The organism is Paraburkholderia phenoliruptrix, assembly GCF_047325075.1.
Classification (GTDB): Bacteria; Pseudomonadota; Gammaproteobacteria; order Burkholderiales; family Burkholderiaceae; genus Paraburkholderia; species Paraburkholderia phenoliruptrix.
In genome coordinates, this window is record NZ_CP168530.1 from 1,957,451 (window position 1) to 1,983,245 (window position 25,795).

The 25,795-nt window shown below is 63.1% G+C and carries 15 protein-coding genes, 2 tRNA genes, 3 rRNA genes and 2 riboswitches; of the genes, 6 read left to right on the forward strand and 14 right to left on the reverse strand.

The window, feature by feature from the left end; all coding sequences use genetic code 11:
• Window positions 1–29 precede the first annotated feature (29 nt).
• Window positions 30–1,181 carry a lipocalin-like domain-containing protein gene (locus ACEN8U_RS08690; RefSeq protein ID WP_413657498.1) on the forward strand — a complete coding sequence of 384 codons (1,152 nt, stop codon included), beginning with the start codon at window positions 30–32 and terminating at the stop codon, window positions 1,179–1,181.
• A gap of 158 nt (window positions 1,182–1,339) precedes the next feature.
• Here ACEN8U_RS08690 and rrf read toward each other — a convergent pair.
• The 9 genes from rrf to cobW form a co-directional block, all read right to left on the reverse strand.
• Window positions 1,340–1,453 (reverse strand): 5S ribosomal RNA (gene rrf, locus ACEN8U_RS08695).
• A 212-nt stretch (window positions 1,454–1,665) separates the two neighbouring features.
• Window positions 1,666–4,546 (reverse strand): 23S ribosomal RNA (locus ACEN8U_RS08700).
• Window positions 4,547–4,851: 305 nt separating this feature from the next.
• A tRNA-Ala gene (locus tag ACEN8U_RS08705) sits at window positions 4,852–4,927 on the reverse strand.
• 63 nt (window positions 4,928–4,990) lie between these two features.
• Window positions 4,991–5,067, reverse strand: a tRNA-Ile gene (locus ACEN8U_RS08710).
• Window positions 5,068–5,141: 74 nt separating this feature from the next.
• A 16S ribosomal RNA gene (locus tag ACEN8U_RS08715) occupies window positions 5,142–6,673 on the reverse strand.
• The 16S, 23S and 5S rRNA genes sit together here with 2 tRNA genes alongside, the layout of an rRNA operon.
• A 531-nt stretch (window positions 6,674–7,204) precedes the next feature.
• On the reverse strand, window positions 7,205–7,804 hold the full coding sequence (locus ACEN8U_RS08720) for a vWA domain-containing protein (RefSeq protein WP_310111847.1): 600 nt from the start codon (window positions 7,802–7,804) through the stop codon (window positions 7,205–7,207).
• Between the two features lie 98 nt (window positions 7,805–7,902).
• Window positions 7,903–8,967, reverse strand: a complete 1,065-nt coding sequence (locus ACEN8U_RS08725) for an ATP-binding protein (RefSeq protein WP_310111848.1) — start codon at window positions 8,965–8,967, stop codon at window positions 7,903–7,905.
• Window positions 8,964–12,767, reverse strand: a complete 3,804-nt coding sequence (cobN, locus tag ACEN8U_RS08730) for a cobaltochelatase subunit CobN (protein ID WP_310111849.1) — start codon at window positions 12,765–12,767, stop codon at window positions 8,964–8,966. The genes ACEN8U_RS08725 and cobN overlap by 4 nt, the downstream gene beginning before the upstream one ends.
• A 6-nt stretch (window positions 12,768–12,773) precedes the next feature.
• A complete protein-coding gene (cobW, locus tag ACEN8U_RS08735; protein ID WP_310111850.1) occupies window positions 12,774–13,868 on the reverse strand; it encodes a cobalamin biosynthesis protein CobW in 1,095 nt (364 codons plus the stop codon).
• Between the two features lie 165 nt (window positions 13,869–14,033).
• Window positions 14,034–14,314: riboswitch (cobalamin riboswitch) on the reverse strand.
• A 69-nt stretch (window positions 14,315–14,383) separates the two neighbouring features.
• Window positions 14,384–14,623, forward strand: a riboswitch (cobalamin riboswitch).
• A 244-nt stretch (window positions 14,624–14,867) separates the two neighbouring features.
• Here cobW and cobA point away from each other — a divergent pair.
• From cobA to bluB, 5 genes are read left to right on the forward strand one after another with little or no spacing between them, the layout of a single operon-like run.
• Window positions 14,868–15,671, forward strand: a complete 804-nt coding sequence (gene cobA / locus ACEN8U_RS08740) for a uroporphyrinogen-III C-methyltransferase (protein ID WP_310111852.1) — start codon at window positions 14,868–14,870, stop codon at window positions 15,669–15,671.
• The gene (locus ACEN8U_RS08745) at window positions 15,668–16,111 is read left to right on the forward strand and encodes a cobalamin biosynthesis protein (protein ID WP_310111854.1); all 444 of its coding nucleotides are present in this window, start codon (window positions 15,668–15,670) and stop codon (window positions 16,109–16,111) included. Before cobA ends, ACEN8U_RS08745 begins: the two co-directional genes overlap by 4 nt.
• Window positions 16,108–16,710: a cob(I)yrinic acid a,c-diamide adenosyltransferase gene (cobO, locus tag ACEN8U_RS08750; protein ID WP_310111856.1), complete on the forward strand. Its 603-nt coding sequence runs from the start codon at window positions 16,108–16,110 to the stop codon at window positions 16,708–16,710. The genes ACEN8U_RS08745 and cobO overlap by 4 nt, the downstream gene beginning before the upstream one ends.
• Before the next feature lie 2 nt (window positions 16,711–16,712).
• Complete coding sequence (locus ACEN8U_RS08755; protein ID WP_310111858.1) at window positions 16,713–18,011, forward strand: cobyrinate a,c-diamide synthase; 1,299 nt, start codon at window positions 16,713–16,715, stop codon at window positions 18,009–18,011.
• Window positions 17,995–18,642, forward strand: coding sequence for a 5,6-dimethylbenzimidazole synthase (gene bluB / locus ACEN8U_RS08760; RefSeq protein ID WP_310111861.1), 648 nt, complete (start codon window positions 17,995–17,997; stop codon window positions 18,640–18,642). The genes ACEN8U_RS08755 and bluB overlap by 17 nt, the downstream gene beginning before the upstream one ends.
• Before the next feature lie 14 nt (window positions 18,643–18,656).
• Here the strand turns inward: bluB and ACEN8U_RS08765 are convergent, their stop codons facing one another.
• The 5 genes from ACEN8U_RS08765 to ACEN8U_RS08785 all read right to left on the reverse strand — a co-directional run bounded on the left by ACEN8U_RS08765 (window position 18,657) and on the right by ACEN8U_RS08785 (window position 25,791).
• Window positions 18,657–19,280, reverse strand: a complete 624-nt coding sequence (locus ACEN8U_RS08765; RefSeq protein WP_310111863.1) for a DUF4136 domain-containing protein — start codon at window positions 19,278–19,280, stop codon at window positions 18,657–18,659.
• Between the two features lie 31 nt (window positions 19,281–19,311).
• Window positions 19,312–21,864, reverse strand: coding sequence for a CHASE2 domain-containing protein (locus ACEN8U_RS08770; RefSeq protein WP_310111865.1), 2,553 nt, complete (start codon window positions 21,862–21,864; stop codon window positions 19,312–19,314).
• A gap of 81 nt (window positions 21,865–21,945) precedes the next feature.
• Window positions 21,946–23,433 carry a FecR domain-containing protein gene (locus ACEN8U_RS08775; RefSeq protein WP_310111867.1) on the reverse strand — a complete coding sequence of 496 codons (1,488 nt, stop codon included), beginning with the start codon at window positions 23,431–23,433 and terminating at the stop codon, window positions 21,946–21,948.
• Window positions 23,430–24,176: a response regulator transcription factor gene (locus tag ACEN8U_RS08780; RefSeq protein ID WP_013592245.1), complete on the reverse strand. Its 747-nt coding sequence runs from the start codon at window positions 24,174–24,176 to the stop codon at window positions 23,430–23,432. Before ACEN8U_RS08780 ends, ACEN8U_RS08775 begins: the two co-directional genes overlap by 4 nt.
• 877 nt (window positions 24,177–25,053) lie before the next feature.
• On the reverse strand, window positions 25,054–25,791 hold the full coding sequence (locus ACEN8U_RS08785; protein WP_310111870.1) for a GntR family transcriptional regulator: 738 nt from the start codon (window positions 25,789–25,791) through the stop codon (window positions 25,054–25,056).
• Window positions 25,792–25,795 lie beyond the last annotated feature (4 nt).

Here is a 25,795-nt window from a genome sequence, read left to right on the forward strand (position 1 = left end):
TGCGCTTGTCGACATGTGTTCTCGTGCCAATGCGACGCGTGGCGGTTCGCATTGCCGTCGTCATTGCGCGGTTTCACCGCGTATGTCTGCGGATTTCTGCTGGGCTGTTGGCTACTGCGCTTGCCATCTCACCTGCGGCGGGTACACCGCGGGATTTTTCCGCAGTGACGAAAGACCATCCGATTGTGTTGCCGCTGGATACCGGCGCTCATGCCCGCTTTCGCACCGAATGGTGGTACGCGACTGGCTGGCTCGCGACGCCGGACGGTCGGCCGCTCGGTTTCCAGATCACGTTTTTTCGCTCTGCAACGGGCCACGATGCCGCGGATCCAAGTGCTTTCGCGCCTTCGCAATTGATCATTGCGCATGCCGCGCTGAGCGATCCTGCAATCGGTCATCTCATACACGATCAGCGGATTAGCCGGGAAGGGTTCGGACTTGCCTACGCGAAGCCGGCTAACACCGATGTGAAACTGGACGCATGGAAAATGGTCCGTGCCGCCGATGGCCGCTACGACGTCACCGTCGATGCCGGCGATTTTGCCTTGCATCTCACGCTGGCGCCCACGCAAGCGCCGTTTATTCAGGGCGAGCGCGGTTACTCCCGCAAAGGCCCTCGGCCGGAACAGGCGAGCTACTACTACAGCGAGCCGCAACTACGCGTATCGGGTAGCGTGGTACGGCCCGCTGAGGGAAGCGGAACATCGCAACGCATCACTGCAGTGACGGGCAGTGCGTGGCTGGATCATGAATGGTCGAGTACCTTGCTCGACGCGGACGCTGTGGGATGGGACTGGCTGGGCGCTAATCTGTTCGACGGTTCGGCTTTAATGGCCTTCAAGGTGCGTAGCCGCGACGGCCGTGCAATGTGGGCGCACGCAGCATTGCGGGATCCTAACGGACGCGTCACCGCCTTCGGGCCGAGTGACGTCGAGTTCACACCGCGGCGCACGTGGCGCTCACCGCGCACGAACACCGCGTATCCCGTCGCGATGACGGTCAGGGCCGGCCCGCTGACCTGGCAGCTCGATCCGCTCATGGACGATCAGGAGCTCGACTCGCGTCAGTCGACGGGGGCGGTGTACTGGGAAGGCGCGGCACGGGTGAGCCGCGCGGGCGCCGAGGTCGGGCGCGCGTATCTGGAACTGACGGGGTATGCGCGCGCTGCGTACTGGCGGTGAGCGGTGAGCGGTGAACGCTGAGCGGGATGAGCGATGTGGCGATCGGGCGTGCAGCGCCCGACGCTTCGGGCGCCAGCCGTTTCGGTGCCGCTGTACCCGCGGTCCGTAAACGCAGAAACCCCACCTTTGCGGGGTGGGGTTTCTGACGGTGGTGGGGAGCCTGACGATTACCTACTTTCACACGGGTAATCCGCACTATCATCGGCGTGGAGTCGTTTCACGGTCCTGTTCGGGATGGGAAGGGGTGGGACCGACTCGCTATGGTCATCAGGCTTTGACGGGTTGCCGTACTGCCGGTGGGGCAATACAGCCAATCTGGAAGAAGTAGTTTCTGGTGATGCTCACCAGGCGATGCGGGGTTGTGCTGTATCGGGCACAACATGGATCTCAACCGTGTGTGGTCTGCATAAGACCCTGCGCGTGGCGCAGGGTGGGGCATCCATAAGTGCTGAAGCACTCACGGCTGCCGACACACACCTGTTATAGGATCAAGCCTTACGGGCAATTAGTATCAGTTAGCTGAACGCATTACTGCGCTTACACACCTGACCTATCAACGTCCTGGTCTTGAACGACCCTTCAAGGGGCTCGAAGCCCCGGGGATATCTCATCTTAAGGCGAGTTTCCCGCTTAGATGCTTTCAGCGGTTATCTCTTCCGAACATAGCTACCCGGCGATGCCACTGGCGTGACAACCGGTACACCAGAGGTTCGTCCACTCCGGTCCTCTCGTACTAGGAGCAGCCCCCTTCAAATATCCAGCGCCCACGGCGAGATAGGGACCAAACTGTCTCACGACGTTTTAAACCCAGCTCACGTACCTCTTTAAATGGCGAACAGCCATACCCTTGGGACCGGCTACAGCCCCAGGATGAGATGAGCCGACATCGAGGTGCCAAACACCGCCGTCGATATGAACTCTTGGGCGGTATCAGCCTGTTATCCCCAGAGTACCTTTTATCCGTTGAGCGATGGCCCTTCCATACAGAACCACCGGATCACTATGACCTGCTTTCGCACCTGCTCGACTTGTCGGTCTCGCAGTTAAGCACGCTTATGCCATTGCACTATCAGCACGATTTCCGACCGTACCTAGCGTACCTTCGTACTCCTCCGTTACACTTTGGGAGGAGACCGCCCCAGTCAAACTGCCTACCATGCACTGTCCCCGATCCGGATTACGGACCAAGGTTAGAACCTCAAACAGATCAGGGTGGTATTTCAAGGATGGCTCCACGCAGACTGGCGTCCACGCTTCACAGCCTCCCACCTATCCTACACAGACCGGTTCAAAGTCCAATGCAAAGCTACAGTAAAGGTTCATGGGGTCTTTCCGTCTAGCCGCGGGGAGATTGCATCATCACAAACACTTCAACTTCGCTGAGTCTCGGGAGGAGACAGTGTGGCCATCGTTACGCCATTCGTGCAGGTCGGAACTTACCCGACAAGGAATTTCGCTACCTTAGGACCGTTATAGTTACGGCCGCCGTTTACCGGGACTTCAATCAGGAGCTTGCACCCCATCATTTAATCTTCCGGCACCGGGCAGGCGTCACACCCTATACGTCCACTTTCGTGTTTGCAGAGTGCTGTGTTTTTATTAAACAGTCGCAGCCACCAGTTTATTGCAACCCCTTCACCCTTCTCGCGCAGGCGAGTCAAGCTACAGGGGCGTACCTTATCCCGAAGTTACGGTACCAATTTGCCGAGTTCCTTCTCCCGAGTTCTCTCAAGCGCCTTAGAATACTCATCTCGCCCACCTGTGTCGGTTTGCGGTACGGTCTTGTTGAACTGAAGCTTAGAGGCTTTTCCCGGAACCACTTCCGATTGCTTCGTGACCTAGATCACTGGCCTCGCACCCTTGAATTCCGCGCCCGGATTTGCCAAAGCGCCTTCTCCAATGCAAGGACCGGGACTTCCAACACCCGGACAACCTTCCGCGATCCGTCCCCCCATCGCATTCAACAATGGTGCAGGAATATTAACCTGCTTCCCATCAGCTACGCATTTCTGCCTCGCCTTAGGGGCCGACTCACCCTACGCCGATGAACGTTGCGTAGGAAACCTTGGGCTTACGGCGAGGGGGCCTTTCACCCCCTTTATCGCTACTCATGTCAGCATTCGCACTTCCGATACCTCCAGCACACTTTCCAGTGCACCTTCGCAGGCTTACGGAACGCTCTCCTACCATGCATATAAATATGCATCCGCAGCTTCGGTATATGGCTTAGCCCCGTTACATCTTCCGCGCAGGACGACTCGATCAGTGAGCTATTACGCTTTCTTTAAAGGATGGCTGCTTCTAAGCCAACCTCCTGACTGTTTTAGCCTTCCCACTTCGTTTCCCACTTAGCCATATTTGGGGACCTTAGCTGGCGGTCTGGGTTGTTTCCCTCTTGACACCGGACGTTAGCACCCGATGTCTGTCTCCCGTGATTGCACTCTTCGGTATTCGGAGTTTGCTATGGCGTAGTAATCCGCAATGGACCCCACAACCATGACAGTGCTCTACCCCCGAAGGTGATACACGAGGCACTACCTAAATAGTTTTCGGAGAGAACCAGCTATTTCCAGGTTTGTTTAGCCTTTCACCCCTATCCACAGCTCATCCCCTAACTTTTCAACGTTAGTGGGTTCGGACCTCCAGTACGTGTTACCGCACCTTCATCCTGGCCATGGATAGATCACCTGGTTTCGGGTCTACACCCAGCGACTGAACGCCCTGTTCGGACTCGCTTTCGCTACGCCTGCCCTAATCGGTTAAGCTTGCCACTGAATGTAAGTCGCTGACCCATTATACAAAAGGTACGCCGTCACCCCCTTGCGAAGGCTCCGACTGTTTGTATGCATGCGGTTTCAGGATCTGTTTCACTCCCTCCCGGGGTTCTTTTCGCCTTTCCCTCACGGTACTGGTTCACTATCGGTCGATCACGAGTATTTAGCCTTGGAGGATGGTCCCCCCATCTTCAGACAGGATTTCACGTGTCCCGCCCTACTTCTCGCATACCTAGTTCTTCCAATCTGTTTTCGCTTACGGGGCTATCACCCGCTATGGCCGCACTTTCCAGAGCGTTCAGCTAACAGTTCAGATAAAGAATGCAGGCTGCTCCCATTTCGCTCGCCACTACTCTGGGAATCTCGGTTGATTTCTTTTCCTGCGGTTACTTAGATGTTTCAGTTCACCGCGTTCGCCTCACATGACCTATGGATTCAGTCATGGATACTCCATTCGGAGTGGGTTTCCCCATTCGGACATCTACGGATCAAAGCTCGTTTGCCAGCTCCCCGTAGCTTTTCGCAGGCTACCGCGTCCTTCATCGCCTGTGATCGCCAAGGCATCCACCACATGCACTTGTTCGCTTGACCCTATAACGGGTATGTCTCATCGTGCTGGACACGACAGGACCCACTCGCTACAGGTTGAGTATTCGTGTTGCGCCGTATTCCAAAGCGATCTTTCGATCACCTTTAAAATACATCGATACAATCACAACCCTGATTCACCTACTCGCGCACCCATCTCTAAGTGCCTTTCGTGAATCTCTTTACTACTTCTTCCTGATTGTTAAAGAACGTTCAGCCGATATCACGACTGGATCGTGCATCACGCTGACTGGCTCAATTGCCAATGCATAACGCTCAGCTCGCACTGAACACTAGGCATTGGGAATTGGTGGAGGATGACGGGATCGAACCGACGACCCCCTGCTTGCAAAGCAGGTGCTCTCCCAGCTGAGCTAATCCCCCCGCGGGTCACACAGATACAGGGGACCTCAGTAAGCACCCCGGTCAGCCACCACACAAGACAGCTGGTGGGTCTGGATGGATTCGAACCATCGACCCCCGCCTTATCAAGACGGTGCTCTAACCGACTGAGCTACAGACCCCTGCGTCTGTCTGCGTTTCTTTACTTACAGCCGATAAGCGTGAGCGCTCAACACCCTGACGCGTCAAGCTCTGGAAAGGAGGTGATCCAGCCGCACCTTCCGATACGGCTACCTTGTTACGACTTCACCCCAGTCATGAATCCTACCGTGGTGACCGTCCTCCTTGCGGTTAGACTAGCCACTTCTGGTAAAACCCACTCCCATGGTGTGACGGGCGGTGTGTACAAGACCCGGGAACGTATTCACCGCGGCATGCTGATCCGCGATTACTAGCGATTCCAGCTTCACGCACTCGAGTTGCAGAGTGCGATCCGGACTACGATCGGTTTTCTGGGATTGGCTCCACCTCGCGGCTTGGCGACCCTCTGTTCCGACCATTGTATGACGTGTGAAGCCCTACCCATAAGGGCCATGAGGACTTGACGTCATCCCCACCTTCCTCCGGTTTGTCACCGGCAGTCTCCCTGGAGTGCTCTTGCGTAGCAACTAGGGACAAGGGTTGCGCTCGTTGCGGGACTTAACCCAACATCTCACGACACGAGCTGACGACAGCCATGCAGCACCTGTGTGATGGCTCCCTTTCGGGCACTCCCACCTCTCAGCGGGATTCCATCCATGTCAAGGGTAGGTAAGGTTTTTCGCGTTGCATCGAATTAATCCACATCATCCACCGCTTGTGCGGGTCCCCGTCAATTCCTTTGAGTTTTAATCTTGCGACCGTACTCCCCAGGCGGTCAACTTCACGCGTTAGCTACGTTACCAAGCCAATGAAGGCCCGACAACCAGTTGACATCGTTTAGGGCGTGGACTACCAGGGTATCTAATCCTGTTTGCTCCCCACGCTTTCGTGCATGAGCGTCAGTATTGGCCCAGGGGCTGCCTTCGCCATCGGTATTCCTCCACATCTCTACGCATTTCACTGCTACACGTGGAATTCTACCCCCCTCTGCCATACTCTAGCCCGCCAGTCACAAATGCAGTTCCCAGGTTAAGCCCGGGGATTTCACATCTGTCTTAGCGAACCGCCTGCGCACGCTTTACGCCCAGTAATTCCGATTAACGCTTGCACCCTACGTATTACCGCGGCTGCTGGCACGTAGTTAGCCGGTGCTTATTCTTCCGGTACCGTCATCCGCCACGGGTATTAGCCACGGCGTTTTCTTTCCGGACAAAAGTGCTTTACAACCCGAAGGCCTTCTTCACACACGCGGCATTGCTGGATCAGGGTTGCCCCCATTGTCCAAAATTCCCCACTGCTGCCTCCCGTAGGAGTCTGGGCCGTGTCTCAGTCCCAGTGTGGCTGGTCGTCCTCTCAGACCAGCTACAGATCGTCGCCTTGGTAGGCCTTTACCCCACCAACTAGCTAATCTGCCATCGGCCGCCCCTGTAGCGCGAGGTCCCGAAGGATCCCCCGCTTTCCTCCGCAGAGCGTATGCGGTATTAATCCGGCTTTCGCCGGGCTATCTCCCACTACAGGACACGTTCCGATGTATTACTCACCCGTTCGCCACTCGCCGCCAGGCCGAAGCCCGCGCTGCCGTCCGACTTGCATGTGTAAGGCATGCCGCCAGCGTTCAATCTGAGCCAGGATCAAACTCTTCAGTTCAAACCTGTTACTGTTTTCGGGCTCTCTCGAACCCGGTCGCTCACTCAACGTACTGACGAATGATTAACCTCACTCCTCCACAGAAGAGTCAGGCAACCTTCCTTTCATTACTGTGTGAGACTTGATACTTTCGCTTTTCCGCCAGACCCAGAAGAGTCCGGCGTAGCGTCGTCGCATCAAGCGCCCACACTTATCGGCTGTTAGTTTTTAAAGATCATTCGCCAAGAAGCTCTGCTTTCTTCGCGTCCGTCGTCAAACGGGAGGCGAATTATGCGATGCCCCCTGCCCTGCGTCAACCCCTTCTCTGCAATTATTTTCGAAAAAGGGAGAAGACGGGGAAAAGACCCGGCCACCAGTCACCCTGCAATCGCCGGTAAATTAGTTGGTCATCCGATTTAATTCAGATACCCGATTGTCGGCGCGCATTGAAGACCTTTGTCCACGACAGACGCAATTCAAGTTCTCCCGTCTCCCAGTGGTCGCACGATTTCAGATAGTCGCGAAACCGGCGAGTAGAGAAGCGGACGCCGGTCAACCGATCAGTTCTTCTGGCGTGAAGCGGCGCGCGCTCCAGGCGTGAGCCATTCTCTCGCAGCGGCCAAGCCGTATCGTGCCCTCTTCAAAGTCGACGAATACGACTTCATCCGCGTGGACGGGGCGCGCCGCCTCATCCGCCGTGCGGCCGTCGGTCAATATCCACAGCCAGCGCTGCTGCGCGGGCCTGCGCCGTGCGTTGCGCTCGAGCAATTGCGTCGCGCATCGAACGCCGGCTGCAAACGGCGTACCGCCGCCGCCACCAATCGGATCGAGCCATCGCTCATTCCACCAGCGCGGTACCGCGGGCCCGAAACGCACGTCCGCTCCCGCTCCGCCGAAACAGATCAGTGCTGCGTCCGCACGCATCGCGCTCACACGGTCGAACAGCGCAATCAACAACCCCTTGGCGAGTGCGAGCCGCGCTCCGCCCAGCATGGAGCCGGAACAGTCCAGCACGAAGCAATGCAGCACGCCTTTGCGTGGCATCTCGCGCACGAAACGCAGATCGTTTGCACTCAACGCGGCCCGCCTTTGTCGGCCCATGGCGATGAGCGTCTGCGGCCATGCAATCCGTCGGCCGACATCGCCATGCATCGGCGCTCGTGCATCGCCGCGCGAGCGCGAGGACGCATCCGCCCGTTGCCGCCATCGAAAACCGCTAAGCGAGTCAGCGGCGGCGCCCTTCCGATGGCTCAGCGTTTTTTTAGTGGAAGCGGTACGACGCCTTTGACGTGTGTGGTCCCAACCGGCTGCGCAGGCAAATAACCCCAATCGCTGTCACCGCCCTCGCTATCTTGCTGCAATGGTCCGGGCTCAGCGGAATCCGCCGACGAAACGCGTTGCCCCGCCTCGCTGCTGCCAGGGGTCGCGCCCCGCGCGCGCCGCCTGTGCACAAGCACCGCCTCCACAACGCTATCGACATGCTGCGTCGTGACCGCGTCCGCAAGATCCCACGCGGCCAGAGCACGTGCCGCGCGAAGCATCACGAGGTCGGCGCGCAAGCCGTCCACGGCGGCGTCGATACACAACGCGCTCACGTGCGCGTGCAGTGCGTCGTCGAAGGAAAGTCGCGGCAGCGCCTCACGGGCCGCACGAATCCGCTCGAGGTACTGCGCCTGTTGCTGCGCATAACCAGCGCGAAAGCCGGCAGGATCGAGCTCGAATGCGAGCCGCGCTTTCACGATCTGCTCGCGCACGCGCGGTTCGAAGCAGTTCTGCAACTCCACCATCAAGCCGAAACGGTCGATCAATTGCGGCCGCAACTCGCCCTCTTCCGGATTCATCGTACCGATCAGCACGAAGCTCGCCTCGTGAGTATGCGATACGCCATCGCGCTCAACGGTGTTCACACCGCTCGCCGCCGCATCGAGCAAGGCATCGACGAGCGCATCGGGCAGCAGGTTGACTTCGTCCACATACAGCACGCCGCGATGCGCTTTCGCAAGCAGCCCGGGCGAGAAGCGCACGGAGCCGTCGCGCAGCACGGTTTCGATATCGAGCGTGCCGATCAGGCGATCCTCGCTTGCGCCAAGCGGCAGGTTCACGAGCTGCCCGTGCGGAAGCAACTCGGCAAGCGCACGCGCCGCCGTTGATTTCGCCGTTCCGCGCGGCCCGCTCACCAGCACGCCGCCGATTCCCGGATCGATCGCCGCGAGCAGCAACGCCTGCTGCAACGCGCTTTGTCCGATCAACGCGGCAAACGGAAAAGCGGGTTTTTGCGCCGAGCCTTGATGAGCACTTTCCGTGACGGCATTCATGGTTGCATCCCTTCAATCTGCTGTTCGCTCGCGAGCAGATGCTGCTCGACCTGCGTGCGATAGTCGCCTGGCGACTGCCACAACCCGCGCTGCATCGCCTCCAGCAGCCGCTCGCAAATGGAATGCAGCGCATGGGGGTTATGCTGCTGCAGGAATTCGCGCGTGTGCGGATCGTTCACATAAGCATCGGCGACGAGCGCATATTGATGATCGGCGACCACGCGTGCAGTTGCGTCATAGCCGTAAAGATAATCGACGGTGGCCGCGATTTCAGCGGCGCCTTTGTAACCATGCCGCTTCACCCCGTCGATCCATTTGGGGTTCACTACGCGCGAGCGCACTACGCGCGCGATTTCCTCGTGAAGCGTACGAACCCGCGGCGCGGTGGGGTTGCTGTGATCCGCGTGATAGACACTCGGCTGGTTGCCCGCGAGATGCCGCACGGCCGCGACCATCCCGCCCTGAAACTGGTAGTAGTCGTTGGAATCGAGCAGATCGTGCTCGCGGTTGTCCTGATTCTGCAAGACGACGTCCATGGCGGCGAGACGCGCGCCGAACGCCTGACGCGCCTCTTCGCCCGCGCTTTTTTGCGTGTAGGCATAACCGCCCCACGCCTGATAGGCATTCGCGAGATCCGCGTCCGTCTGCCAATGCTGCGAGTCGATCATGTCCTGCAAGCCGGCGCCGTATGCGCCTGGCCGCGCGCTGAAGACGCGCCATCCGGCGCGCTTGCGGGCCTCGGCGGCATCCATACCGCGCGCGATCAACGCGTCGCGTTCGCGCATGACACGCGCGCGGATCGGATTGACCTCTGCAGGTTCATCGAGTTCGGCGACGGCTTGCACTGCGGCGTCGAATAGATGCATGACGTTCGCAAACGCGTCGCGAAAGAAGCCGGACACGCGCAACGTGACGTCGATGCGCGGACGATCGAATGCCTCGATCGGCATGATCTCGAAGTCCGTCACGCGATGGCTGCCCGGTGCCCACTTTGGCCGCACCCCAAGCAACGCGAGCGCCTGCGCGATATCGTCGCCGCCCGTGCGCATGGTCGCGGTGCCCCACACGGAAAGACCGATGGCGCGCGGATAATCGCCGTGTTCCTGCACATGCCGTTCGATCAATTGCTGAGCCGACTTCAAACCGAGCGACCATGCCGCTTGTGTCGGAATCGCGCGCGTGTCGACCGAATAAAAATTGCGGCCCGTCGGCAACACGTCGGGCCGGCCGCGCGACGGCGAACCGCTCGGCCCGGGTGGCACGAAACGGCCTTCGAGGCCGCGCCTGAGCTGCATCATTTCCTGCGTGCCGCACGCGTCGAGCCGGGGCAACACGTCCTCACGCAGGCGCTCGATCACGCGTTCGGCTTGCGGCAGCCTATCCTGCGCGCAGGCATTTGAAGTGTCGTCCGGCTCGCCGCACACGGCAGACAGCAACTGCGCGGCTAGCAGCTCCAGACGCTCGCGCGTATCGCCGCCATGGCGCCAGGGCGCATCGCTCACGCGTTGCAGAATCTCGGGACGCGGGCCCGTCCATGCGGCGGACCAATCGACCGACAACGGATCGAAGAAATGATCGATCTGCAGATCGCGCGCCAATGCATCGATCAGGCCCGCGTTGCCGCCTTGCCCGTGGCCGACGGGAAAGCGCCCTAGCGCGAGCAAGGTATCGCGGCGTTGCACGCCTTGCGGCGATTGGCCGAACGTGTGCAGACCGTCGCGGATCTGCGCCTCTTTCAATTCGCACAGCCAGGCATCGACGCGCGTGAGCAGCCTATCTTCATCGTCCTCGCCCTTCGGCTCGGAGAGACTCAATTCTTCGTGCAGCCGATGTTCGACGATCGTCGCGAGAATGGTACGCCGCAAGAGCTTCGAGCGGCGCGGGTCAACCATCAGCGCTTCATAGTATTCGTCGACCTGGCGTTCGAGATCCTGCAACGGTCCATAACTTTCCGCGCGCGTGAGCGGCGGCATCAGGTGATCGACGATGACCGCCTGCGCGCGGCGCTTGGCCTGGCTACCTTCGCCCGGATCGTTGACGATGAACGGATAGAGATGCGGCATCGGCCCGAGAATCAGATCGGGCCAGCACGACTCGCTCAACGCGACGCTCTTGCCCGGTAGCCATTCCAGGTTGCCATGCTTGCCGACATGCACGAGCGCGTCGATGCCGAACTGGTGCCGCAGCCAGAAATAGAACGCCAGGTACGCATGCGGTGGCACCAGCTCGGCATCGTGATAGCTCGCGTAATCACCCTGCTCGCGCGAACGCGACGGCTGAATCCCGACGAACACGTGGCCGCAGCGCCAACCCGCAATCATGAAACGGCCGCGCCGCACGGCCGGGTCCCTTTCCGGCGCGCCCCACCGCGCATTCAGCGCGTCACGCACCGGCGCTGGCAGCGCGTTGAAATACGCGAGGTAGTCATGAAGCGCGAGACTTTGCAATGCGGGCCGCAGATCGCGCACAACAGGGTCGTTTGTCACGCCTTCGGTCAGTTTTTTCAGCAACGCGTCGCCGCTGTCCGGCACTTGCGCGACGCGATACCCCTCGTCGCGTAGCATCGACAGAATGCCGACCACTGACGCCGGCGTGTCGAGCCCCACACCATTGCCGATGCGCCCCTCGCTCATCGGATAGTTCGCGAGAATCAGCGCAAGTTTCTTGTCCGCGTTATCGAGCGAGCGCAGCCGGCACCAGCGGCGGCTCAATTCAGCGAGAAAACGCACGCGCTCGAAATCCGGCTGATAGCGCACCACGTCGACTTCCGTATGTGGACAGCGATAGGCGAGTCCCTTGAAACTGATGGCCCGCGTGATGATGCGGCCGTCCACTTCCGGCAGTGCGATATGCATGGCGATATCGCGCGAATTGAGGCCCTGGTTATCCTTCTGCCAGTCATCGCGATTACCGCCGCTCAGAATCACCTGGAGCACAGGCGCATCGCCTGCGAGCGCGGGCGGCTCCGGGTCGTCGATTGCCGAGGCCGCGAATGCAGTCGTATTGAGCACCAGCGCCGCGTTATGTTGCGCGCACAACGATTGCACGACTTCGCGGCTCATCGCATCTTTCAGCGACGTGATGGCAAGCGGCAACGGATTCACACCTTCGGACTCGAGCGCCTCGATCAGCGCGTCGAACACGGCCGTGTTGGCCGCCTGCAAGTGCGCCTTGTAAAACAGAATTGCAGCGACGGGCGCGTCGTGCCGCCAGCGCACCTGCCAGTCGGCGATAGTAGGCGTATCGCATGCCGGATGATAAAGCGATGCGGCCGGCAGCGCGCGCGGCGGCGCAGGTTCACGCCCCCAGCCGAGCGTCCGATACGCGATGCAGCGCAGAAACGCCTCTGCATTGTGCGGACCGCCTTCACGCAGATAGCGCCACAACTGGTGGCAGAGATCCGTGTCCGCGGTACTGCGCGCAAGCAGGTTCGGATCTTCCTGCAGATCGCCCGAGAACATCGCCAGTGTCTGCTGTTTGCGCTCCGCCAGCGCGACCACCTGCTCAATGCCGTAGGGCCAATACGCCTCGCCGCCGAGGTGATCGACCACGACCACCCGTGCATGCTGCAACACGTCCTCGACATAGAAGTCCACCGACGCCGGTTGCCGCAGATACGTGACATTCGCGAGGCGCACGCTCGGAAACCCCTCGCCGAGACGGGGAAACACGCTCGCGAGCAGCGACAGCGTGGTATCCGCCGAACTCAGCACGACGATGTCCGCGGGCCGCTGGTCGATCCGGATCACGCCTTGCGTATCGTCGACGAAACCGCCCGGCGTGGTGCGCAGCAGATGCATGGACGTCTACGCCTGTTGCACAGCGAGGCCGGCCACGCTCGCGCCGAGCGCGGCATCGAATGCGCGTTGCAGCGCGGCCTGATCGAGATCCTCGCCTATCAGCACGAAGCGGCTCTCGCCGCCCTCGCCTGCCTGCCAGCGTCGGTCGAAATAGCTGTCGAAGCGGCGCCCCACGCCTTGAATGACGAGGCGCATGGGCGCGCCCGGCAATGCGGCGAATCCCTTGACGCGATAAATCGTGTTGTTTTCGACGAGCCCTTGCAACGCCGCTATCACCGCCTCGCGCGACGGCGCGCTCGCCCGCACGATGACTGAATCGAATTCGTCGTGGTGATGATCGGCGTCCTCCGCCGAGCCGTGATGATCGTGGCGCAAGTGGATCGTTTCTTCCGATGCCGCCTCGAGTCCGAACAGCGTGTGCAGATCGAGTTGCCCCATGTGCGCGCGCACGATTTTCACTTGCGGCGGAATGTCCTCGCGGATCAGCGCTTCGACTGCGTTTTGACGTGTTTCATCGAGCAGATCGGTTTTGTTGAGAATCACGAGATCCGCTGCGGACAACTGATCCTCGAACAATTCGTGCAGCGGCGACTCATGGTCGAGGTTAGGATCGGCCTTGCGTTGCGCGTCCACGGCGAGCGGATTGTCGGCGAACTGACCGCTTGCGGCAGCCGGGCCGTCCACGACCGTAATCACCGCGTCCACGGTGAAGCTGCTTTTGATCTGCGGCCAGTTGAACGCCTGCACAAGAGGCTTCGGCAACGCGAGGCCCGACGTTTCGATCAGCACATGGTCGATCTGCTCGCGACGCTCGACGAGCTTTTCCATCACCGGAAAGAACTCTTCCTGCACCGTGCAGCACAGGCACCCGTTCGCCAGTTCATACAATTGACCTTCAGTCTCGACGCCATTTTCGTCGCAGCCGATCCCGCAGCCCTTCAGGATCTCACCGTCGATGCCGAGTTCGCCGAATTCGTTGACGATCACCGCGATCCGCTTGCCGCCCGCGTGCTGAAGAATGTGCCGCAGCAGCGTGGTCTTGCCGCTGCCGAGAAAGCCCGTGACGATGGTGACAGGAATCTTGCGCATCTGGGTTTGCATCGTGAGATCCATCCTGGAGAGTTGCAGCTGCGGGCCGGCGTGTTCGCTCACTGCCGCACACAACACGGCATTGCCAGGCGCGGGGACGAACGGCGGCCTTCGCTATAACAGGAAAAACGCAGAAAACGGGTATGAGGGCTGAGCGCAGCGCCGCATCCCCGCGACGTTCGCCCTTCGTGTTCCGGCCGGTATCCGGGCTGGCGAAAGCGCCGCTTCCCCTTCCCGGACGAGTGATTTCTCGCCCAGTGGTGATATGCCCACGCGGCCTTGCGCGGGGACATCGAAGCCGGCTCCGCGCGCCATGCAAACCAGCATGGCGACGCATTTCGCTTACCGTTGCGGGGGCAGCACAGGTTGACCCGATCCATGCGAGGCGGGCGCCCTGTTTCCCGTTTAACTGTGTACGCACGAGCGCGCACACGAGCACCAGAAGTGCGTGCGAGTGTAGGCCCGGCGCCTCACGCAGTCAAGGAAACGCAAGCCCGGCGCCCTTATCCGAAGCATGTGCCGTGTGCTATCGTATGCGCGCGTTTGGTGCCCGCACATGCGTTCGCATGTGCAGTTAAACGGGAAACAGGCAGCGCGTCGCGCGCTCAATCTGTGCTGTCCCCGCAACGGTAAGCGGCCTGCGGCGTTTTTTGCGCCGCGCATGCGTTTTCACTGCCACTGTCCGCGACATTCACACGAATGCGGGCGGGAAGGCAAAACGCGTGCGGCCGCCAGCCCGGATACCGGCCAGACGCGGAGGCGGCCGTGCGTTTTCGACGTCACGCCGCCGGCCGCCGGAATCCGCGAGGGACGGATGTGAAGGCGCTCAAGCACGATCTCGCGAACGGCTCGCAACCGGCGTTTGCCTTCGTGCACGAATGCACAGCTTTCAATGACTTCGATCTCCACTTCCACTGAATGGCGCCGGTTTTTACGCCGCACAATGGCGTGCGCGTCGGTCGCACGCGTGCCCTTTCAGCCCTCGCTGCAGCGCACGGTTCACAAGCCGCGATGAAGCGCGCATGGTTGATCGGCGCGGGCCCCGGCGACGTCGAGCTGATGACGCTGAAGGCAACGCGCGCCCTTGCGCAAGCCGACGTGATTCTCGTCGACGACCTGGTGAACCCCGACGTACTGCAATTCGCGCGCGCCGATGCCTGCATCGTGCATGTCGGCAAGCGCGGCGGTCACCCGTCCACGCCGCAGGAAGGCATCGTCGCGCAGATGCTCGCGCACCTGAATGCCGGGCGCAGCGTCGCGCGCCTGAAGGGCGGCGATCCGTTCGTGTTTGGCAGGGGCGGCGAGGAGCAGCAGGCGCTGCATGCGGCGGGCATCGAAGTGGAAATTGTCAGCGGCATTACAGCGGGAATCGCGGCGCCTGCGGCAATCGGCATTCCGGTTACGCACCGCGATCATGCGCAAGGCGTGGTGTTCGTGACCGGCCACGGCGCGGGCACGAGCGAGCCGGATTGGGCCGCGCTCGTCGCGACACGCATGACACTCGTGATCTATATGGGCATGCGGCGGCTCAATGCCATCGTCGGCGCGTTGCTGGCGGCAGGCATGTCTGCCGCCACGCCGTGCGCGGCGATCGAATCGGCGACGCGGCCTGAGCAACGGCATGCGCTTGCCACCCTCGGTGAATTCGCCGCTGCGGTCGCGCGCGCGGGACTCGGCTCGCCCGCCATCGTGGTGATCGGCGGCGTGGCGTCGCTCGCGCTTGCGCGTGCCGCCGCGGCGGATGCACCGGATGCACCGGATGCGCCCGATGCACCCGATGCGCCGGAAACCGCCGCCTCGCCGGACGCGAAATGAAAACGCTGAGCGTAGGCATCGGCTGCCGCCGGCATACATCGGCGGAAGAAATCGAAGCGGCTGTGCGCGCGGCGCTCGGCTCGCAGGCATTCGAACATATTGCGACCGTCGCGTCGATCGAAACCAAAGCGCAAGAATCCGGCTTGCTCGCCTTCTGCGCGCGCCACGCCTTGCCGCTGAAACTGTTTACGCGCGAGCAGATTGCCGCGGTGCATCTGGCCGAGCCCTCGGCGGCGAGCCGCGAGCATCTCGGCGTAGACGGCGTCTGCGAACCGTGTGCGTTGCTTGGCGCGTCGCTTCACGCCAAGGCCCGTTGCGCCGCCGGCATTCCCCGCCTCGTCGCTCGCAAATGCGTTCACGCGGGTGTGACCGTGGCGATCGCATCGACCGAACCCGCGCCAGCAGACAGCGCGACCTCTACTCAACAGGACCTTCCATGAAAACCGATCCCGAATCGCATCAGCGCATGACCGAACGCCGGCGCGAAGGCCACGAAAAGAAGCAGGCCGCGGCCACCGTCGAAAAGGGTCTCCTGATCGTCAACACCGGCACGGGCAAGGGCAAGACGACCGCCGCCTTCGGCATGGCCGTGCGCGTGCTCGGCCACGGCATGCGCCTTGGCGTGGTGCAGTTCATCAAAGGTGCGCTGCATACGTCGGAGCGCGACTTTCTCGGCGCGATCGCCAATTGTGACTTCGTGACGATGGGCGACGGCTACACCTGGAACACGCAGAACCGCGAGGCCGACATGGCGACCGCGCGCAAGGGCTGGAACGAAGCGCGACGGATGATCGAGAGCGGCGACTATCAGATGGTGATCCTCGACGAGCTGAACACTGTCCTCAAGTACGAGTATCTGCCGCTCGACGAGGTGCTCTCTGTCATTAACGCACGTCCGCCGATGCTGCATGTGGTCGTTACAGGCCGTCACGCGCCCGACGCGCTCGTCGAAGCGGCTGACCTCGTCACCGAAATGCGCATCGTCAAGCACCCGTATCGCGAGCAAGGCGTGAAGGCGCAGCGCGGCGTGGAGTTCTGAACGTGGCCGCCTGCCCCGCGCTTTTCATCAGCGCGCCCGCGTCCGGCCAAGGCAAGACGACGATCACGGCGGGGCTTGCGCGCTACCATCGGCGGCTCGGGCGGCGGGTGCGGGTCTTCAAGACCGGACCGGACTTCCTCGATCCGATGATTCTCGCGCGGGCGAGCGGCGCGCCCGTGCTGTCGCTCGATCTGTGGATGGTCGGCCACGACGCCTGCCGCCAGCTACTCGCGGAAGCGGCGGCGGATGCCGACCTGATCCTGATCGAAGGCGTCATGGGTCTGTTCGACGGCACGCCGAGCAGCGCGGATCTCGCAAGCGCCTTCGGCGTGCCGGTACTCGCCGTGATTTCCGCAAAGGCGATGGCGCAGACTTTCGGCGCCGTGGCTTTTGGGCTCGCGCGCTTCAGACCGCAGGTGCCGTTTCATGGCGTGCTCGCCAACCGGGTTGGCTCGGCCCGTCATGCGCAGATGCTGGAAGAAGCGTTGCCGCCCGGCATGCGCTGGTGCGGATACATTGCCGCCGCGAGCGAGATCGAGTTGCCCGACCGCCACCTTGGCCTGCATCAGGCTGAGGAAATCGACGATCTGGATGCGCGTCTGGAGCGCGCCGCCGATGCCCTCGCCAACACTGCGCTGGCCGATTTGCCGCCCGCCGTCGAATTCGGCGCGCCCACGCCGCCGGCGCTGCCTCGCCTTCTGCAGGGCAAATGCATCGCCATTGCGCGCGACGCCGCGTTTTCGTTTATCTATCCCGCCAACATCGCGCTGCTCGAAGCGCTCGGCGCACGCGTGCACTACTTCTCGCCGCTCGCCGACGAGGCATTGCCAGCCGACGTCGACGCGCTCTACCTGCCCGGCGGCTACCCCGAACTGCACGCCGCGGCGCTTGCCGCAAACGCCAACAGCGCGGCGGCCGTTCGCGCGCATGCGGCGGCCGGCAAACCGCTCGTCGCCGAATGCGGCGGCATGCTGTATCTGCTCGACCGGCTCACCGACACACAAGGCGTCAGCACGCCGATGCTCGGCCTGCTGCCCGGCCACGCGACAATGCAAACGCGCTTCACCGCGCTCGGCATGCAGCAGATCGACGGACTGCATGGCGTCATGACCGGCCATACGTTTCATTACTCGAAGGTCAGCACCGATCTCGCGCCGCTACGCTCGGCCACGCGGCCTGAAGATACGGCACCCGGCGAGGCGCTCTACCGCGTCGGTCCGATTGTCGCGACCTACATGCATGCTTACTGGCCCTCCAACCCGGCCTTCGCGGCCGCCCTCTTCAATGGCGAAGCCTTTTAACGACGCGGACCGCGACGCGGTCTATCGCGCCATCTACGAACGCCGCGACATGCGCCACTTCGTGCGCGACCCCGTCGATGCCGCCGTCTTGCAGCGGCTTCTGAATGCCGCGCATCACGCGCCGAGTGTCGGCTTCATGCAGCCATGGCGGATTGCGCGCATCACCGATCCCGCGTTGCGCGCGGCGCTGCATGCCACTGTCGAAAGCGAACGGCTTGCCACCGCCGACGCGCTCGGCCAACGCCGCGAAGCGTTCATGAAGCTGAAGGTCGAAGGCATGCGGGAATGCGGCGAGCTGCTCGTGATGGCGCTGATGGACGGCCGCGAGCGGCACATTTTCGGCCGCCGCACGTTGCCGGAGATGGACCTCGCGTCAGTGGCCTGCGCGATCCAGAACATGTGGCTCGCGGCGCGCGCCGAAGGCCTCGGCATGGGCTGGGTGTCGCTCTTCGACGTGGATGCGGTACGCCGGCTCCTGCATATGCCGGAAGGCGCGCGGCCCGTGGCCATATTGTGCCTTGGCCATGTCGACGAGTTCTATAGCGAGCCGATGCTGCAAACCGAACGCTGGGCCGAGCGCATGCCGCTCGCCGATTGCGTGTTCGAGAACCGCTGGCCGCAGGACACCTGAGCGCCGCAGCGGCGCTATCTGTCGAGCGGCTGGACTGAGACCACGTCAGGGACGCCGCGCGCTTCGTCCATACGCAGCTTGACGCGCCAGTCGGCGGGCACCTGGAAGGGAAACTGCGCCAGCGCGCTTTTGATGAGCGCGGGCGCCGCCTGCAGTGGATCGGGATCGCGGTCCGTGCTCGCCGCGCTGACCTGGTAGACTTCGCGTCCGCTCGCGCGCTCGAAAAAACGCAGCGTCAGCGTATGCCGATAGGCGCGTGCGCCGAACGGCGAGAACGGCGCACCGCTCTGCCGGCCGCAATCGCCTGCCGCGCAGTCGCTGCGCCCCACGCCGATCTTCGCGAGGCGCGTTTCGTATCCGACCGAGAGCACGTAATGCGCGGGACGGCCGGCCGTATCCGCGAAGCCCTGTTTCGCCAGTTCGTCGCGCAGTGCGGTTTCGAATTGCGCATGGTCGCTGCTCGCGCCTTGCGTCGGCATGCGCGCGAAGGCATACGTCCGCTCGCCCGGCAACGCGGTCGCGGGCGTGGCGGTATGCACGTCGGCGTGAAGACCCGTGCAGCCAGTGAGAGTCGCCGCCGCAAGCGCCGCACAGATCAGAATCGCCTTCACCGATTTAACCTCTCTGACCGCTTTCACTGTTCATTCCTCGCTTCGATAGATTGCGTGCTCATGCGTCATGAAGAGGGCTCGCGGGCTGGCCCGACGCTTCCTCGTCGAGTACCGGCAGGTAGATCGTGACCGCCGTGCCGCGGCCCGGTGCGCTGACCACTTCCACTTCGCCGCCATGGCGGGTCACGACGGTCTTCACGAAGGCCATGCCGAGGCCGGCTCCGCCCACTTCGGGCCGCTCGGTTTCGTGAAATCGCCTGAAGCGCTCGAAGAGGTCCGCCTGCTGCTCTTGCGGAATGCCATAGCCTTCGTCGCGAATCGTGCACGCTATGCGTCTTGCTGCCCCGCGCGCCGCGGCGGCGCCTATGGGCGTAACCAACGACAGCTCGCAGGCGATGCGCGTATCCGGCGGGCTGTACTTGACCGCGTTGTTCAGAATGTTGACGAGCGCGCGCGTCATCAGCGAGCGGTCCGCGCAGATCCAGTGACCGTCGCCGCCTTCGTCGTCACCGCCGTCGCGGCTGTCCGTTGCGGTGTCCAGCGCGATGCGCTTCGCATGCGCCTGCGGCCAGACTTCGTCGCTTGCGTCGATCATCAACTCGGCGAGATTCACGGGCTCGAGCAGATAGGTTTGCGATTCGGCGCGCGCAAGCTGCACGAAGTCGTCGGCGAGCGTCAGCGCGCGTTGCGCATAACGTTCGATGCGCTCGAGCACGCCGTGCGCGAGCGCGGGCGTGTCGCGGGCACGTTCCATCTCGACCAGCGCGAGAATCGACGCTTGCGGCGAGCGCATGTCGTGCGACAGCAGCCGCAGCGCGTCTTCGCGCTGCCGCTCGGCCGCATGCAGCGCGGACACGTCGACGAGACCGGCGATCCAGCCGGTCGTTTCGCCCTGCGCGTTCGTGCAGTTGGCGTACCGCAGCAGATGATCGCGCTCGTTGGCGTCGCGCACTTCGACGCCCTGCGCCATCAGCGCGGCGAATTCGCGGCGTGTCGGATCGAGCAGCGCCGGCCAGTGAGCGCGCGCGAACAGCGTGTTGTCCGCGTCGGAGGCCGCGCCGCTGTCGATCGCCTTCACTAGCGTGAGGCCGCCGAGCACCGCCTGCATCGGACGTCCTTCGGGCATGGGCGCGCCAAGCCGCGTGAAGTGCGCCTTCGCGGCATGATTCGCGATCAGCACGACGCCGCGCACATCGCTCACGAGAATCGGCTCCGGCACGCTGTTCAGGCTGTCCCACACGAAGCGTTTCATGTCCTGCACGCGTTGCGCGGCCTGCGCCATCAGCGCCATGTGCTGCTCCAGCACGTCGCCGCCGAATTCGCGGCGGCGCTGCGGCGTCTGCGGCAGCAAATGCGGTTCGTTGGCGAGCCGCTGCAGCTCCTTGCGCAGATAGGCCATCGTCATTTCGAGCCGGCGCCAGTTCCAGATCGGATAGACGACGACTACGCCGAGGATCGCCGGCACCGGCGACAGCCACAGCCGCGCGCCGTACAGCAAGAGCGCGCTGCCGGCCATGGCAATGGCGCAGAGCGCGCCCGTCAGCAGCAACGAGCGGCGCGGCGACAGCACGAGGAAGCCGGCCAGCAGCGCCGCAAGCGGCACCATCGAGACGGCGAACAGCAACCCTCGCGCAGCCGGCAGGACCTGACGGCCGGTCAGCAGCGTATCGAGCACGTTCGCGTGAATATAGACGCCCGGCAGCGGTCCCAACTCGCCGGACACCGGCGTCGCAAACCGGTCGTAGAGACCGGACGCCGTCACGCCGATCACGACGATGCGCCCGCGCAGCTTCTCCAGCGGGACTTCGCCTGCCAGCACGCTCGCAAAGCTGAGCTTCGTATAGCTCTGCGCGTTGCGGCTGAATGGAATCAGGAAACGGCCGTCGCTCTCCGCGTCGTTGCCCGCCTCGTTGCCCGCATCGTTGCGGGCGGCGGCGCTGTCGCCGCTCGCCGCGCCCGCGCGGCTCGTCAGCGGCGGGTTCAGGGCAAGCACGCCCCGCTGCGCCGCACGCGCGACCGTGACCATCAGTTGCGGCCAGCGCGCGTCGGCGTCGCCCTCGAATTGCGCGACGCTGCGCACGATACCGTCGCTGTCCACTTCGAGATTGATATGGCCGAGACCCGCCGCCGCGTGCGCGAGCGGCGCGACCGGCTCCACGACGGCATGCCGCGCGCCGCGCCCGGCGCTGGTGAGCAGCACGGGCAGATACGTCGGGCTCAGGGCGATGGCGTGCGCCAGTCCGGCATCGTCGGCATTGGGTTCTGTAAACAGCACGTCGTAGACGACGGCGGCCGGCTTCGCCTTCGCGAGCTGCTCGAGCAGACTCGCGTGGACGCTGCGCGGCCAGGGCCAGCGGCCCAGCTGCGCGATGCTTTCATTGTCGATTTCGAGCACGACGATGTCAGGCAGCACCGGCTGCGCACGCCAGCCCAGCAAGTGGTCATACACGAGATGATCGACGCTCGCGCTCATTCGCCCGAGCGAGCCGAGCAGGATGACGATGACACCGAGGCACCCAATGGCCACCCATTCGATCAGGAAACGCCGGCCGGCGCGCCGTCCAAGACGGGCGCGCGGGTCAAGGCTCAGGCGCGTAGATGGGTTCGACAAGGCGTGCGCGTAGGGTCGGTGGGGCGTGTGGGCGTAAGCGTTCGACAGCGGACTGGATGCGGCCCCGTGAATCTATCAGCGTCAGCGCGCGAGCGTAAAGGAGCGGACGGCGCTGCTCGTTTCGTACAAACGGCCGTTGTCGAACTGCTCGGCGACGATGGTCCAGTAATAGACGCCCGGCGGCAGATCGCTCACCACCAGCTGACCGCCCGTCAGGTCCGCGCGGTCCACGAGCGGATGACGCAGATCGGCCGTCGTCGCCATGACGAAGCGAAAGCGCGTTTCCCCCGACGCCGGCGCGCGGCTCACGAACCAGCGGAACTCGTAGTCGTGGCTGCCGGCACGCGGCGCCGCCGATGCCGCGAGACCGAACTGACGGCGCTCGAAGCCATACACCTGCGGCAAGCCTTCGAGCCCGTTTGCGTCGATGGCCGCGATGCGCACGAAATACGTGCCGTCGCGAAGATCGCCGAAATCGGCGTGCGGCGCGCTCACGCGCAGGTCGCGGATCAGGTCGAGCTGGTCGGCGTCGCGCGAAATCTGCACGCGATAGCCTGCTGGCCTCGCTCGCGTCCCGGCGCCGCCGCCCGCCTCGGCGGGGATCACATCGAAGACGACCGTCTTGCCGTCCTGCACGCGGGCCGGCTGTGCGAGCGCGGGGGCGGCGAGCAGTTCGACGGCATCGCCCGGCGCGCTGCCGGCTCGCGTGATGCTGCCAAAGCGCGCCGCCAGCAATTGCGCCGACGCCTGCAGCGGCGCACCGGGCGCGGGGGCGCGCGAAAGCGCGGCGGCGGGATCGACGCCGACTGCGCCGTCCAGCACCTCGACCGCCGTGGTTTGCGCGTCGCCGTCGTAACCGACGCGAAAATGCGTGCCGCGCACGCCCGCCACCACCGACGGCGAGCGGATCTGGAAGCGGTCGTCCGGCTTCGTCGCATGCGTGACTTCGCTTTCGACCCGGCCGCGCTGCAATTCGAGTTGCCGGTCGCCCGCGCCCGTCAGCGTGGTACGCCGCAGCCTGCCGATGTCGAGCATGCTGTCTTCGGTCAGCGTCACATGCGAGCCGTCGGACAGCTCCAGCGTGAGGAAGCCGTTGGCTCCGGTGCGAAGGCGATCGCCTTCGCCGAGCATCGCGCCGGCCGCAAGCGGCACATAAGGGCTCTTGCCGAACGCATGGTCGGCCGGGCCGCTCGTTGCGATCACGCGTGCCGTCTCCGGGTCCTGCCTGAGTTTGTCGGCCGGCAGACGCAGCGCCACGCCGGCATGCATGCGGCGCGGCGCGGGCACGCGGTTCAGGCGGCTCAGCGCGGCCCAGTCGCGGCTGTCGCTCAGATAGCGGCTCGCAACCTCGTAGAGCGTGTCGCCTTCACGCGTCACATAGGTCACGTAGGCGGGCGGCGCGGCTTTCACGCGCGGCTTCGGCACAGGCGAAGACTGCGCGTGGGCGGAGCCCGGCGCGAAGCAGGCGATGGCGAGCAGGCCGGCTACCGTCAGCGATGCGCCCGCGCGGCGGCTCGCCGAACCTCTCCTGCCCTGCTCTGCCGAAGCGCCAGCGACGGAAAACGTCACGCCTGCCCCGCTTCGGGACGCCCCGCCACGGCCGGCGCCTCGCTGGCGGATTCGAGCCGCTCGAGGCGCTCCAGCCGGTAGCCGTAGCCGTAAATCGGCGTCAGACGGTAGCCGTGCTCGGGACGCAGGCCGAGCTTGCTGCGCAGCATGGAGACGTGCGTGTCCATGGTGCGCGACGGGATGTCGGTCGCCTGCTTCCAGATGACGTCGAGAATATGCGCGCGCGACAACGGCCGGCTCAGATGCTGGAACAGCAGCAGCGCGAGCTCGAACTCTTTCTGCGTGAGCGCCACTTTCGTGCCGCGCACCACCACATGCTTCGCATGCAGATCGAATTCGAACTCGCCGAAGACTTCCCGCGCCGCCGGCGGCTTCAGATGATAGGCGCGCCGCAGCAGCGAACCGACGCGCGCCAGCAGCACCGCTGCGGAAACCGGTTTGACGACGTAGTCGTCGGCGCCGGTATTCAGAATCGACGTGATGTCGCTTTCATGGCCGCGGCTCGTCATGAACAACACGGGCAAGCGTTCTGACAGACTTTCTCGTACCCAGCGCAGGACTTCTTCGCCCGACATATCGGGCACGTTCCAGTCGAGCACCAGCAGATCGAAGGTCTGGCGCCGCAATTGCCGCACCAGTTCGCGGCCTTCTCCGTATGCGTGACAGACATGGCCGGCCGCCGACAGCGTTTGGCAAACAAGATCGGCCTGCGCCGAATCGTCATCCAGGACAGCAATTCTCATAAAACCCCGCAACGCGACTTATCGTTTCTAACCGGCGGACCGGCGCCCCGCAGCCGTGATCCGCTGCCAGCCATCCGGCGGACTGGCCGGGATGCCGGTGCTCGCTGGCACCGGCATCCGGCCTTCCACTCATCTTCAGTTCGAAGTTTTCTTCGACTTCTTTCGACTAATGGTCTTTCGCCTCGCGCCCCGTATAACCCCGTGACCACTCCATCTCAAAATTTGCGCGCATTTTTTGATTCAGGAGCGGCGATTATCAAACCGCCGGTCATCATAATCGAAAAAACGGCTGTTTTTTTCTCCACGCCATTAAACGGCTCGCAGGCGGCCCGGCGATGACTTTGGGATTCTTTGCGATTCTTTGTCTGCCGCTTTCATGCCGCCTGCATTCCGCTTATACCGGCTCCCCTGCCCTTGCGCGCCTTGCGGCTTTGCCCATCGGTCGGTATTCGCACGTCTTCCAGGTTCTGCCGCCTGGTATGTCTGCCCATTCGGGCTCGTTATTGAATGAGAGGGTCTCTCTCGCGCGGTGTGCTGGCCCCGCCGCCGTTGTTTTCCAAACCGCGGCCGGCATTCGGAAACAGCGATTTGACATTTCGTGAGTCAGTATAGGAACTGTCTCAAAATAAATCGTTTAAGCTTTGTCAAATCGGTCTGGCGCGGCATGGCGCGCGCCGACGTGCCACGTTCATGGCGTCGAAATGGATTGAAAAACAAGGGGTTGGACTGGGCGCTGTGCAGCCGTTGTGCGAAACGCATGGAGGTATGCGAGGCGCCAGCCATAGCGTTGCGCGCGGCGGCGTGTGGTTTTTGTCGTTCGCGGCAGCATCTGCGCGCAAGCCACCGGGCAGGCGTCACCGGTTTCCCGTCGGCAGTCTTAACGCTTCGCGATGCCGCCCGTGAGTGCCAGGCTGGGCTCGCGCGCACCCGCGCTCTCGCGCCCCGCGTCGAGCAGGTCGCGCGCAATTTCCGCGACGCGTGCGACGTGCGCGATCGCTGCGTCCCGCGCGCCGCACCGATCGCCCGCGCGGATCGCGCCGAGTATCTGGTTCATCTCGTGGACCGCTTGCCGGCCCCGGTCGTCGGAAGCAATCGTCAAGGCCCGCAGACGATTGATCCGCGCAGTCAACGACTGCACTATTTCCCACGCCACGCGCTTTTTCCCCGCGCCGAACATCCGTTCGTAGAACGCAGTGGTCGACTCCCGCACGGCCTGATGATTTTCCGCATCGAACGCGTCTTCTATCTTGCGCAGGCACTCAGTCAGATCGGCGACTGTGTTCTCATCGGCGTATTGCGCGCAAGCCATCGCGGCCTCGCCTTCGAGCAGCGCGCGAATTTCGTATATCTCGGCCGCGGTGGCTGCGTCGAGTGTCGCGACAATCGGTCCCTGGTTCGGTATCGAGTCGACGAGCCCCTCGGTCTCCAGATGCCGCAGCACTTCGCGCACGACGGTACGGCTCACGCCCAGTTCCTCGCAGAGCGATCGCTCGACAAGCCGCTCGCCCGGGCGAAAATGCGCATCCAGAATCGCCGTGCGCATTTTTTCGAGCACGAGTTCCCGCAACGTCGTAGTGCGGCGTTCGACCTTCAGCGAGGGCAGCGCGTCGTTCATTGCG

Coding starts and splice junctions, on each gene's coding strand:
- ACEN8U_RS08690 (WP_413657498.1), top strand. CDS start 30: ATGCGACGCGTGGCGGTTCGCATTGCCGTCGTCATTGCGCGGTTTCAC.
- ACEN8U_RS08720 (WP_310111847.1), bottom strand. CDS start 7,804: ATGCATGGCGATGTCGGCCGACGGATTGCATGGCCGCAGACGCTCATC.
- ACEN8U_RS08725 (WP_310111848.1), bottom strand. CDS start 8,967: ATGAATGCCGTCACGGAAAGTGCTCATCAAGGCTCGGCGCAAAAACCC.
- cobN (WP_310111849.1), bottom strand. CDS start 12,767: ATGCATCTGCTGCGCACCACGCCGGGCGGTTTCGTCGACGATACGCAA.
- cobW (WP_310111850.1), bottom strand. CDS start 13,868: ATGCAAACCCAGATGCGCAAGATTCCTGTCACCATCGTCACGGGCTTT.
- cobA (WP_310111852.1), top strand. CDS start 14,868: ATGAAGCGCGCATGGTTGATCGGCGCGGGCCCCGGCGACGTCGAGCTG.
- ACEN8U_RS08745 (WP_310111854.1), top strand. CDS start 15,668: ATGAAAACGCTGAGCGTAGGCATCGGCTGCCGCCGGCATACATCGGCG.
- cobO (WP_310111856.1), top strand. CDS start 16,108: ATGAAAACCGATCCCGAATCGCATCAGCGCATGACCGAACGCCGGCGC.
- bluB (WP_310111861.1), top strand. CDS start 17,995: ATGGCGAAGCCTTTTAACGACGCGGACCGCGACGCGGTCTATCGCGCC.
- ACEN8U_RS08780 (WP_013592245.1), bottom strand. CDS start 24,176: ATGAGAATTGCTGTCCTGGATGACGATTCGGCGCAGGCCGATCTTGTT.
- ACEN8U_RS08785 (WP_310111870.1), bottom strand. CDS start 25,791: ATGAACGACGCGCTGCCCTCGCTGAAGGTCGAACGCCGCACTACGACG.